We start from the raw sequence: 13,715 nt of genomic DNA, 5'->3' as shown, positions 1-13,715 counted from the left end.
ATTAAGGTTTAATCTTTTCATCACTTAACCCTTACTACTTTTTAAATCCTGAGTTTGTATTTTAAAATTATTATCATCTGAATCTTTATACTTGGTTCTTAAGTCTTTTAGTTTAATTTTCAATTCTTTTATTATTGCTTTATAATTAGGGTTGGCATATTGATTTTTCATCTCGTTGGGGTCTTTTTCCAAGTCATAGAATTCCCATTCATCAACATCATAATAGAAATGAATTAGTTTATATCTGGATGTACGAATACCAAAATGCCTTTTAACGGCATGGGGCCCTGGGTATTCAAAATATTGATAAAAAATAGCATCTCTTATTTCATCTTTTTTCCCTTCTAACAGTGGGCGTATTGATTCGCCTTGAATACCTGAAGGCGTATCTATGCCTGCATAATCCAAAAAGGTAGGTGCATAATCTATATTTTGTACCATTCCGTTAACAACAGTTTTTGGTTTAATTTTAGCTGGATAACGTATTAAGAGAGGTGTTCTTAATGATTCTTCATACATAAAACGTTTGTCAAACCAACCATGCTCACCCATGTAAAATCCTTGATCTGATGTATACACTACAATCGTATTTTCGGCTAATCCATGTTCATCTAAATAATTAAGTACATCGCCTATATTATCATCTACAGATGATACCACTTTTAAATAATCCCTTAGGTAACGTTGGTATTTCCATATTGCCAAATCTTTCCCTTGTGGATTTTTAGATTTAAAGTCTTCATTAATTTTATTATAAAAAGCGTCCCATTGTTGGCGCTCTTCTGTTGTAAACCGACTGAGTTTCCTTTCAAATTTTTCTTTCTCAAACGCTGTTCCTGCGCCATTCATTTTAAGGTCCCACTCAAGTTCCATATCTTCATAGATAGACATCTCTTGTTCTTTTGAAGCTCGGCCTCGATTTTCATAATTATCGAAAAAATTAGACGGCAAATCAAATTCTTTATCCTCGTACATTTCTAATTTTGAAAGTGCCGGCATCCAATTTCTATGGGGGGCTTTAAAATGTAATAGCATAGCAAAAGGTTTTTCTTTGTCTCTATTTTCTAACCAGTTAATGCCATTTTCTTTAACAATATCTGGAGAATATCCTTTATACCTTTTTGTCTTACCCATTTCTTTAAAATCTGGATTATAGTAATCTCCCTGACCTATGTGAACGCTCCAAAAATCAAACCCTGTAGGATCACTTTTTAAATGCCATTTACCTATCAGTGCTGTTTGATAGCCATTAGCCTGAAGTATCTTAGGATATGTTTGCTGGCTTCCATCAAAACTTCTCAGGTTATCTGTTTGACCATTTAAATGGCTAAATTTTCCGGTAAGCATAACTGCTCTTGATGGTGCACAAATAGAATTACTGACAAAACTGTTTTTAAAAATAGCGCCCTCTTTTGCTATACGATCAATATTAGGTGTCTTATTTAAATCTGGACCATAGGCACTAATGGCTCTTTGTGCATGGTCATCAGACATGATATAAATAATATTTGGTTGTACTTTTTTGTTTTCCTGTTTTGAATTGGAAGAATTAATACATCCTAATTCTATACATAGAATTAATAATAAGAAGAATCGGTTTGGTTTAATATTTTTTATTGTCATAAATACACCTTTTGATTATAAACACCTTCTTTAGAAACAAACATTATAAGGTAAACACCTGAAGCAAAACCATTAGTATTAATTGTATAAGAAGGTGTCTTAATTTTTATTTGAAATGTTTTTCTGCCCAGCATGTCAAAAAAGCATACATCTGTGGCAGTTTTTATATTTTTAATTGAAAGAGCTCCGTTTGCATCTAAATAAACTTGTGGACGGTTTATCTTTTTTTTTTAACGGATGGCTCACTTAAAGTTCCTTCCCTAATTTCGAATGTTGAAGATTGTTCAAAAATATTTCCCGAAAAAGCACCAGTTATATTAATAGTATTGTTTTCAATCCAACCTACGCTATTATTGGAAACAAATATGCCGTGTCCAGCTCCAGCATTATCTTTAGCTGTTCCTGTTATATTAATATTTTTAAGGTAAACATCATGTAGTGCGTATATGCCTTTTGCTTTACTAATATGAACACCATCTACCTGTGAGTCAATGATGTCAATCTTATCAAAACGAATATTATTAACATCATAAAAGCGAACGTTTAAATCCAGAGCACCTAATTTATTGCCCCAAATATTATCTCTTGTTCCACAACGTTCAACCGTTATATCATGTATGTTTACATCAGAATCTGTAGCAAAAGGATGTGCTTCAAAAGTAGAGTTTACCCTGATACCTGGCCCGGCAAATGAATCACTAATAATGCAATGATGTGCTACGTGTTGCCGTCCACCAAATATTCCAAGTCCTGCTGCTCTACAGGTATTTTCTACAGTATTGAACCGGAAAATATTTCCCGTATTGGGTCCAACTGCGTCAACATTAGATGACCAGGATGCCATAGCATCATCTCCTGTGTTGCGTATGTTACTATGTTCCAGAATACAATTACTTGACCCTTTTGCAAAATTAAGCCCATCTGCATATGTATTTCTAATACGGCAGTTTCTCACAATCAACCCATCTGCAGTGTTATGCTGCTTAGTTTTATAATCTGCAACCCAAAATCCAACAGAGAAATGTGTTATCCAAATATCTTCAATAATTGAATTCTTCCCCCAATGCTGCCCGAATGCTCTATAAGCCCCTCTATAGTTAACCGCTGATGACATGGAAAAATTTGATATATGCATATTTGAACCACTGGAATAGATACCTCCATATCTATTATTTGTTGGTTTTTCAGTAAAATGAAGCTTTGTATACCAAATTCCTGCACCTAGTATTGATCTATTATCCTGATCTAATTGAATTTGATTACTAAGGTAAAACTCTCCTTCAGGTATATAAATGTTTACATTGTTTGCATTAGCATAACTTATAGCATCACTAAATGCCCGAAAATCATCAATATTATCATTTGGAATGGCATTAAAAGGTGCTTCTGTAACATCAATATACCCTATTGGTTTTTCTATTTTATCAGGTACCAATTCTGCTTCAATAAAATCAATACCATATTCAATACCATCATCAAGATTTTTTTGCAATTTAATGATATCTCCTGACTCTAATACTGATGGTAAAACCCAATTCATCTCATCAAATCGCATTCTGGGGTTTCCTACACTGGGGTCATTATGTGGTTCATTATCCGTCCCTCCATTTTTATAAAAATATTGCCAGGAGTAATACGAGCTTAAAGAAATATTTGAGATAAAAATATCATTAATATATAAAGCCAACATACCTTGTAACCCTGTTCCATCTGGCGAATCTGGCATAGTAAATCGAAGCGTTATTCCATTTACTTGATCTTGTATACGCCATTGCACATAAGCCCCTTGACCAGGCAATGCTATATACTTTCGTTCTGATGCTTCAGATTCTATTTTGGATTGATTGTAAGACGGTCCTCTAAATTGAGCGCCTCCTCCATATATTCCTGCATCTGCTTCATAACGCAAGTAGGGCATATTATACGCCCCTCTTTCTTCTATTTGAGCATGAATACTTAAAAGCGGAATGAGTATTATAAATAATATTTTATACTTTTTCATCACTATATTTTTATACATAAATTGAATATCTGTAAGCTATAATAACTTTTAAGCTAAGATATTCTGTAATAGAATAAGCTAACTGCTGTTATGTAACCAAGTAGTGCTCAAAAACTATTTTTTAGCTCTATATAGCTTTTAAATAAGTTATTTATGATTTATGATTTTTTAACTCACCTTTGAGGCATTATGGTTTGCCCTAAATCCAGATAAGAAAATATACCGCTTCATTAAAAATGAGTTCTAAAAGCATGATTTACATAATTACCTAATTACGTTGATGGCCTTTTTTTTATAGAGTATTCATGCGGTGTTGCTCCGTATTGTTTTTTAAAGGCTTTAGAGAAATAAGAACTACTTTCTATACCTACTTCATACATCACTTCTAAAGCTGATAAGTGCCCAACTTCCAATAATTGAGCGGCACGCTTTAGCCTTATGGACCTAATGAATTCTGTAGTACTTTGTCCTGTGAATTTTTTTAGTTTTCTGTGTAGCTGCATTCTGCTCATCCCTAATTCATTACAGAAAAACAAGAGGTTGAAATTTCCATCATTCATATTTCCCTCTACTATTTGTACTGCTCTTTGCAGGAAAACTTCTTCCGGAGATTCAATACTTACCTCAGAAGGGTTTAAAATAAAATCGCGTTTTAGTCTGTCCTGATTTTTCTTAAGATCATTTAAAATGTTTTCAACCTTTATCTTAAGTTCCTTTGGGTCAAAGGGCTTTAAAATATAGTCTGTTGCTCCAATATTCAAACCTTCTATTTTATCCTTATCTGACGATTTAGCAGTTAAAAAGATAATTGGAATGTATGTAGTATTTATGTCTGATTTAAGATTTCTACACATTTCTATACCGTCTTGCTCTGGCATTAAAATGTCTGAAATAATCATATCCGGTAAAAACTTTTTAGCACTTTCTTCTCCTTTCTTGCCATCTTCAGCTATAATAACTCTAAACTCTGAACTTAAAAGTCTTTCCAAATATTTTCTGATATCCTCATCATCTTCTACAACAAGAATTAACGGTACATCTTCATTTTGCGCAGCCGATTCCTCAAATATTTCTTCTTCATATTGCCCTCCAATCCAAACAGGCACTTTATCTAAACCTACTTTAGCTACCTGGTTTTGTATCTGATCAAAGAAATGGTTTTCGCCAACAGGAATACGGATTATAAAGTTACTTCCTTCATCTATTTCACTCTCCACTTCAATTTCTCCCTGGTGTATCTCAACCAACTTTTTTACTAAAGCCAAACCAATTCCTGTTCCTGACTGTATACCTTCTTGAAAAAACCTGTCAAAAATCTTTTTCTTATTCTTTTCTGAAATTCCTTTGCCTGTATCTTTAACTGAAATTATGACTTTATTATCTCCTTCTGATGTAAAATTAACAATGATGGTTCCACTCTGACCTGTATATTTTAATGCATTAGATAATAAATTGTGTATGATCTTTTCCAGTTTATCTTCATCAAACCAGGTTATAAACTCTTTGTGCTTTGACTTTAATTTTAAATTAACAGATTTGCTTTTTGCTGCTTCAAAATATGAATTGATAATGTTTTCCAATAAGCTTATAATATCGCCTTTAGTTAAGTGTAGCTTTAAATTATTAGTCTCTGCTTTTCTAAAATCCAGTAACTGATTCAGTAAGCGCAACATTCTATTGATATTCAAATTAAGCGGAAGTAAAATAGAATATACTTCTTTATTTTTTCTAAAAATCTCAATTAGCTCTAATACAGGACCGTGAATAAGTGTTAATGGCGTTCTAAATTCATGTGAGATATCTGTAAAATACCTCAATTTCATTTCATTTAATTCTTTTTCCTTTTCTCTTTTTGACCGCTCTAAAATCACTTCATTTCTGAGTCTTATCCTGGATCCCCAGGCTTTCATGATAAAATAAATTACCCCTCCAAATACTAATGCGTATAATAAAAAAGCCCATACTGTTTTCCATGGCGGTGGTAATACTTTAATTTTTAAAGCTTTAACATTATCCATCCATATACCATCATTATTAGAGGCCCGGAGTTTTAAGGTATAATTTCCTGTTGATAAGTTAGCAAATGACGCAAATGGCATATTGACATTGGTTGACACCCATTGGTTATGATAACCTTCAAGTAAATATTCAAACTTGTTTTTTTCCGGTATGGCATAATGAAAAGCCGAAAACCCAATTGTGAAATCATTTTGCTTATAATTTATCACTATCTCGTCCGTTTCCGAAATAGCTTTTTTTAAGATCACACTACCATTTACTAATTCTCCGGGTTCAATTAATTTATTAAAAACAGAAAGTGACGTAAAACCTGCAACAGGTAATGCCTTATTAAGTTCAACCTCTTCCGGTAAAAAAGAAACATAGCCGTTAACGGTTCCAAATACTAAAGCGCCTTCTTTATTCTTAAATGAAGTGTTGGTAAAAATATTACTTGATAAGCCGTCTTTGGTAGTAAATACCCTGAATGCATTTGTTTCTATATTAAAAAAAGCCAATCCCTTGTTGGTTCCAATCCAAATATTTCCCTGATTGTCTTTTTCTAATGACTTGGTTAGACTGTTAACTAATCCTTTATCTACATTATAAAACTGATCGAATACAAATTTTTTACCGGCATTGGAATAAACAAGTTTATTTAACCCGTTATCTGTGCTTAACCAAATGGCATCCGTATTAAAATAGATATTGTTAACAACATTTGATGAGATGTAATTATCATCTTTGTTTTCTGCACTGAATCGTTCAAAAACCACTGTTTCCAAGAATTGACTATAATTCATTACAGTCAGCCCACACCCCCTCTGTAATATCCACAATTCTGATTTTCCGGGAAAGGCTTTAATGGTTTGAATATCACAGGGTGATATTTGAGATTCATTTTCCCTCATAATAACTTTTACCTCCCTAATCTCACCTTTGGTATTTCTAATAATATAAAGAAGTTCTCTGTCTGAAGCCAGCCATACGTTTCCAAAAACATCTTCTTCAACAGAGTTAAACAACTTATTGGTAAAATCGTTCTTTCCCCATATAGAAAAATCAATTTTATTATTTGTTGAAATCGGATTTAAATAGTCCTTAGTCTTTTTTATACAAAAAACACCTTCACGGGTTGTAACCCAAATAAACCCCAGCCTATCCTCAAAAACTGATGTTGGATCTATTCTGTTATTTGTATAAACAAGGTGCTTCTTATCTGTATCATAGATCAATAGTTCTGATTCTCCTAATCCCGTCCATAAATAGTTATTAGAATCTAGGAACGAGGTTGATACATCCCTGTTATTTTCATCAAACATATCATTTAAATACCTGTACTTATTGAAATTTTTAAAAGAAAGTTCTGCGTTAAAAACGCCTGACTTAAGTGATGAAAACCAAAGAACATTTGATTCATCAATCATTTTCACCCTTATTGGAGTATTTAAATTTAAACTATAGTATTCTGATTCTGAATTTTCATTGTAAATGTCTTTTATTTTATAAATTTCATTTTTAAAACCTGATACCCAAAGACTATTCTTATTATCTAGTGCAATTCCTGTAACATTTAGTTTCTTTGTATTGGAAATACTTCTCCATAAATCAAATTTTAATCTTTGTTTTTGGTTTTCTTCTAAAAGATAAACTCCCATTGAAGTTCCTATAAAAATGTCATTATTATTTTTAACGATACTGGAAACATTAATACCCTTTTTGTTTATCATGTTTACATGATAATCTTGTGTGGTTTTATTGCTATAGTCTATTCTGAAAAGTTTTTTATTCCAATCTATAAGCCAAATTTCATTTGGTCCTTCTAAAATATCAATGATACGGTCTATACTAAACTCATCTTGTGATGAAAATAGATTTAACTTCTTAAACTCTATTTTTTCACCTTCTAACATGGCTTTAATAGCTTTGGCTGAAAAACGATACAACTCACCGCCTCTGGTTCCACAAATTATATCACCATTAGATAGTTTAATTATTGAATGTACTACATTGTTCAATACATTTTTTTCATCTAATAATATGTTTATAAACGTGTTCTTTTTTACGTCTAAAATCTGGATGCCCCCAAATCCTGTTCCTGCCCAGATATTACCATAAGGCCCTTCACATAGAGAAATTACGCGATCATTTTTTAAGCTACCTTCATTATTTGGTTGCTCATAATAATTTAGGATAGTATTTCCGTCTAAACGATTAATACCATTTAATGTAGATACCCAAACATAGCCTTTGGAATCTTGAATAATATCTGTTACATGATAATAGGAAAGGCCATCATCTACCCCTATATTTCTAATATGCAAATCATCAGAAACTGCATGATTTTCATTAAAAACAAGTACTAATAAAATAATAAGGCTCGATTTTATTTTAGTTAATAGGCGCATACTCCTTCTTTTTAATTAAAAATACTATAAAAAAGCAAAAAGCTCAAAAGGTATAGTTTATATACTACCCAATGAGCTTTTTGTTTTGAATCAAAATAAAACTATCATTATTCGCTTGGGTATCCTGGGTTTTGTATATACCCAGCAAGGTTAACTTGCTCTAAAGGTATTGGAAACCATACTGTATAAGCTTGATTAGCAAAATTTTCTTTCATTCCTCTTACTGTTTTACCTCCACCTTTCCATTCTGCACCTGTAGGATGTGTATCATTTAAAGCATTAATAGCAGTTGGCATCATTCCAGTACGCATTAAATCTATACGTCTATGCCCTTCTGCACATAATTCGCGTTTACGTTCATCCATCAATTCTTGCATAAAATTTGTATTGAAATATTCCGTAGTTAATTCCCCTAATACTACTGAATCTACTGCCTCAAATACTGATGATGCTCTTCCTCTTACTTCTGCTAATAGATCTCTAGCTCCTAATTCATCTCCATTTAAATATTTGGCTTCAGCATACATAAGTATTACATCGGCATATCTCAGCAATGGCATTCCTGATGTTACCCACCTACTGTGTAATCCTGCGGCTCTATCTCTTCTATATTTTGTATATACATAAGCTGCTCCTCCTCCAAACAGGTTTGGTTGTACATCTAAGACATGCTCAAAACTCCCAATAATTTCAGTAGCAGAACCGTTATTTGCGCGTTTTCCAACATTCCCTATCCTAGTGTCATTGGCATGATATAAGCCAAACATTTCGTAGCTAGGCACAAAATGCCATGCACTTTCTTCATGAAACCCAAAGGCCATGTTAAAAGCTTCTGGAACACTCTCTGCTACTGTTGCTGACGCCTCTATATGAAATAGCCATTCACTATTTCTGGCATCTTTTTCTCCGGATTTCCTAAAATTATCTCTATAATTATTCAATAAATTATATTGTCCGTACACCTGGCTTAAATAAGTTTCTGCCATAGTGTAATACTCTGCAGGGGTTCGAGGATCTTCCCAATTAGAAAAACTCACCAATTTTGCGCTTTCAGGTTTTGTTCCAACTGGTATTGCCCAACTGTCTATGTTATGCTCTTGGCACCCTCCCATATACAAATACAATTTAGCTAACATGGCTGCAGCCGTTAGCTTAGTTATTCTACCAGCCATTACAGGTATATCCGGTCCATTTTCAACTGCAAATTCCCAGTCTTCTTCAATAAAATGTAACACATCCTCAATTGACGATCGTTGTAAAAAAGGGTCATCTTCAAATGATTTTACTATTGGTACACCTCCATATAAGGTTGTTAGGGTCCAATAATAAAAACCTCTTATAAAACGGGCCTCTGCTTCTAATGCTATATTTTCATTATTTCTAGAAACTAAAATGGCATGATTAGATGCATTAACCCCTCCATATAAATCAACCCATACGTTTTTAACATCTGCATTGTCAACTCTATGGTCAAACGTTGCTAGGTTCCAAAGTCTACCAGATAAAGGGAGTCTAAATGAGCTTTTAATAACTTCATCATTGTTTAAATTAGTTAGTGTATTTGTCCATATTTTCCAACTATTGTTACTTGAACGTAAATGTTCAAAAGCACCTCGTACAAGCAATTCCGGGTCATCTACATTTTCTGGCACTACTAAACTTTCTACTTCTGGTTCAAGAAAATCATTACATCCCATAAATAGGATTGTAATAGCTATGATATAAATATACTTTTTCATGTGTATTGTTTTTTATATTAAAATATGATATCTATCCCACCAGTAATAGTTAATGGTTTTGGGTAATTAAATCGATCTAATCCTATTAACTGTCTTGGGCCACGAACCTCTGGAGTAAAACCTGTGTATTTAGTCCAGATATATATATCGTTCGCATTAAAATAAATACGCAATTTATTTAGTTTCAATTTTTGGGTTATGTCATTTGGTAAAGAATATCCTAAGGTTAAGGACTGAAATTTTAGATAAGACCCATCTTCTACATAATAAGATGATGCTTTATCTTTTCCTACTCCATCAAAACTAGGAAAAACATCAGAAGGCGCTGTTGGTTTCCAAGCATTATCGAAATAATCTTCACTAACATTTAAATTTGAACGTCCTCCTGCTCCTTCTGTCCAAACTCGTGTTTCATTATAAATCTCATTACCAATAGAATAAGTGAAATTCATATTTAAGTCAAAGTTTTTATACTTAAGGCCATTTGAAAACCCTCCAAAAACCTCTGGGTTACTTGATCCTAAACTGGTTCTGTCTTCAAGTTCATCTATTAACCCATCTGTTCCCTGATCTTTAAAATACATATCACCAGGCCTATAGCCTTGTGAAGCAAATACGGGCACAACAGTATTACCCTCTGCATCTGTTTTAACTGTATAGGTTTGATTTCTGTCAAAAATTTCTGCAGCCTCTTCTGTGGTTAACCCGTCAAACTCTTCAAAATGTTCATATTGAAAAATTCCTCCAAATTCAAACCCGTAAAACTCTCCTATTTCACCTCCTACTTGTATTCTTCCCTTTATACGATCTCCAGGTCCTGGAAAATCTAAGTCAATGTGACTCCCGTTTCCTAAAGATTTAATTTCAGTTTTTTGTAAAGTTGCATTTATACTAGCATTCCATTTAAAATCACTAGTTGTAATAATATTTGTACTTAAGGCTAATTCTAATCCTTTAGAGTCTATACGCCCTATATTTTGCCATTGAACCGCGAAACCTGTTGTTGCCGGAACCACAGCCTGAAGTAACATATCGTCTGTTCTTCTTTGGTAATAGTCTGCCGTTAAAGCTATCTTATTATTAAACAACCCTAAATCTATCCCTATATTCTCTTCGGTAGTCGTTTCCCAGGTTAAATCTAAATTTCCCAATATTGCAGGTTTATAAGTTGTGATTAACTCTTCATTGGACACTGAAATGTTAGACCCATAGCTTGGCAAAAACTGGAATGGCGTAAGCGGATCGTTCCCTGCTACACCATAGCCTAACCTTAATTTTAAGTTACTAATTGTTGAATTACTCTTTAAAAAACGTTCTCTAGAAACATTCCAGGCAAAAGACCCTGAAGGGAAATAACCCCATCTGTTGTTTGAAGGGAATTTACTCGATCCATCTGCTCTAAGACTTCCTGTAAAAATATAGGTCCCATTTTTTAAAAAATAATTGACACGCCCCAATAACCCAGTATTTGTATTGGTTATATTAGAAGATTGTGGTGGTGAGGGTTGTGCTCCAGCTCCTAAATCATCAACTCCCAATCCTTCAAAAGCAAAATCGGCATTAATTGCATCAACAGTCTCTCTTTTTAAACTTCTTGTTTCAAATACAACTGTAGCATTTATACGGTGGTTTTTATTAAATCTCTTGTTATAAGTTAACTGGTTTTGATTATACCAATTGTTAATACTTGTATTGTTTATACTACCTCTATTGAGTCCTCCTCCCTGATTAATTGAGCTAGGATAAAACTCTTTTAATTTTGAATTTGAAAGCCGTCCACCAAATGTGACTTTTAGATTTAAATTTTCAGTAAAATCATTTATTAAATAAACATTTCCTAAAATACTTGAGTTATTGATAATTCTTTCTGAGTCTAATATGTATTCTGCTGGTCTACTTAATCCTGCCCCGGCTTCAACATCTTCATCTTCTAAATTTCTTGAAACCTCCGGGTCTAAAGGATTAAATAAAACCAATGACTTAATGGCTCCAGCCCATCTACCTTGTGATCCTCCTTCTGAAATACCATTAGCTTCTGAGTTAGAAAAATTTAGATTCCCTCCTATTCTTACTTTTTCGCTATACTTTATTTCTCCTTTTAAACGGGCTGTTAATCTGGAAAAATCACTGTTTTTAATAGCTCCATCTTGATCTGTATAAGAAATTGACCCTGACATACTACTACCTTCACTTGAAGTAGAAAAACCTAAATTATAGTTATGTATAAATGAAGGGTCAGTTAACTCATTTTGCCAATCACGAAATGGTTCGTTACTTAAATCTTTAGCAATGGGCTCTGATCCCGTATAATCCCAAAAATAATTTTCACTTCCTTGTGCAGGGGGCTCTTTCCAAAATCGATACCAATCTCCATATTTACCAATACCAGCCATCTTTATTTTTCGCGATTCTGGAAATTGTGCCATTGATGTATATGCATTGAATGTAATTCTAGCCTTTTCGTTAGCTTTTCCGCCTTTAGTTGTAACTATTACAACACCATTGGCTCCACGATTACCGTAGATAGCTGTTGCTGATGTACTTTTTAAAACATCAATCGTTTCAATATCAGCAGGATTAATGAATGCCAATGGGCTATTAGAGTCGTCTCCAACCACAGCACTATTGGCTACAGTAGATTCGTTGGGGTCAATTTGAACACCATCAATTACATATAACGGTTTTGAACTTGAATTAATAGAGACAGCACCTCTAATTTGTATATCAATTTCTGATCCAGGTGCTCCCGATCCCGATACGACTTGAACTCCAGACATTCTTCCCTGAATACTTTCTACAAAGCTTGGTGCTCTTGTCTCAGAAAGTTTTTCAGATTTTATAGATGAAATTGTTCCTGTAACATCTGACTTTTTTGAAGTTCCATATCCAACTACCACAACTTCATCCAAGCTGGCTATATCTTCTTCAAGTAGCACATTAATAGTTGATTTATTACCAACAACGACTTCTTTTGTTGCAAATCCCAAATATGAAAAAACTAACACATCGTTGTTTCCTTGAACTTGAATTTGGTAGTTTCCATCAAAATCTGTCGTAGTTCCTTTTTTTGTCCCTTTTATTAAAATAGTTACTCCGGGCAACTCTCCTCCAGTTAAGCCAGCAACTTTACCAGTAATACTTTTTTGCGCTGAAACAAAGCTCGTGACAAAAAATAACACTACCAGTGAATAACATAGTTTAAAATTCATAAGTTTAGTTTTTTTATTAGTTTATTGTTTAAATGATTTAGCTAAAATTGATAGCAAAATCTGCAACCAAAATTCAACATAATTCCATTTAACTACACGCTACATTGTATCTTTTACATGCTACATTGTAACCTCTGCTTATTTAAAGAAATCATTACACATCATATTTGTATATAGAAGAAGTTTATTGTACGTTACCGGAATCACCTCACGGTTATTCAAAAAGCGTTGAACTTAATTTTCAGATTTTTTATTTTCCCTCCCTTAAATTCATATCAATTATTAGAACCAAACGATTATGTTAATCGATCTACACCTTTTATACAAGTCATTTTATTTTTATTAATTATATCTGCTCTATTTTTGAAAGTCGACTGGGTTTTTCTATAAGTTATGAACTTGAAAAAAGAATCAAAACAAACGCCATAATCTTGTCATATATGCTCTTAATTGATAAAGTTTTCCTATTCGGAGTCACTAAAATTTCAGGCGCCTGGTTGGTTCTATAAAACCTAGAGAAGATTATTTTTGGATAGTTTCTCAGTAAAAACCCTTGTAATTAGTTGAATTACAAGGGTTTTGTTTTTTGACGACAGTATCGTTGATAATTCTCTTACTTTTAAACCTCTTCATAGATTTCAATTTGATTTATAGAAAAATGTTTATATTTTGAGATTGTAAGTATGATTTACTATAATTCTTATTGCTACATTAATTGCTTTGAAATGAACGAGTA

The 13,715-nt window shown here is 33.1% G+C and carries 6 protein-coding genes; all 6 read right to left on the bottom strand.

What is annotated here, in order from left to right:
* Positions 1 to 24 precede the first annotated feature (24 nt).
* Complete coding sequence (locus tag VOI54_RS16600; RefSeq protein ID WP_326284269.1) at positions 25 to 1,623, bottom strand: sulfatase family protein; 1,599 nt, start codon at positions 1,621 to 1,623, stop codon at positions 25 to 27.
* Positions 1,620 to 1,844 (bottom strand): T9SS type A sorting domain-containing protein, encoded by a 225-nt coding sequence (locus tag VOI54_RS18015; protein ID WP_503619841.1) that lies wholly within the window; start codon positions 1,842 to 1,844, stop codon positions 1,620 to 1,622. Before VOI54_RS18015 ends, VOI54_RS16600 begins: the two co-directional genes overlap by 4 nt.
* Positions 1,841 to 3,625: a hypothetical protein gene (locus tag VOI54_RS16595; RefSeq protein WP_326284268.1), complete on the bottom strand. Its 1,785-nt coding sequence runs from the start codon at positions 3,623 to 3,625 to the stop codon at positions 1,841 to 1,843. The genes VOI54_RS18015 and VOI54_RS16595 overlap by 4 nt, the downstream gene beginning before the upstream one ends.
* Before the next feature lie 272 nt (positions 3,626 to 3,897).
* A complete protein-coding gene (locus VOI54_RS16590) occupies positions 3,898 to 8,031 on the bottom strand; it encodes an ATP-binding protein (protein WP_326284266.1) in 4,134 nt (1,377 codons plus the stop codon).
* 107 nt (positions 8,032 to 8,138) lie between these two features.
* Positions 8,139 to 9,770: a RagB/SusD family nutrient uptake outer membrane protein gene (locus VOI54_RS16585; RefSeq protein WP_326284264.1), complete on the bottom strand. Its 1,632-nt coding sequence runs from the start codon at positions 9,768 to 9,770 to the stop codon at positions 8,139 to 8,141.
* A 17-nt stretch (positions 9,771 to 9,787) separates the two neighbouring features.
* Positions 9,788 to 12,979: a SusC/RagA family TonB-linked outer membrane protein gene (locus VOI54_RS16580; protein ID WP_326284263.1), complete on the bottom strand. Its 3,192-nt coding sequence runs from the start codon at positions 12,977 to 12,979 to the stop codon at positions 9,788 to 9,790.
* Between the last annotated feature and the right edge of the window lie 736 nt (positions 12,980 to 13,715).

Origin of the sequence: Alterotamlana spongicola (assembly GCF_035818475.1) — a bacterium.
Lineage (GTDB): Bacteria > Bacteroidota > Bacteroidia > Flavobacteriales > Flavobacteriaceae > Cognatitamlana.
Note: the sequence above shows the minus strand (reverse complement) of the source record. Positions and strands in the feature narration are given on the sequence as shown.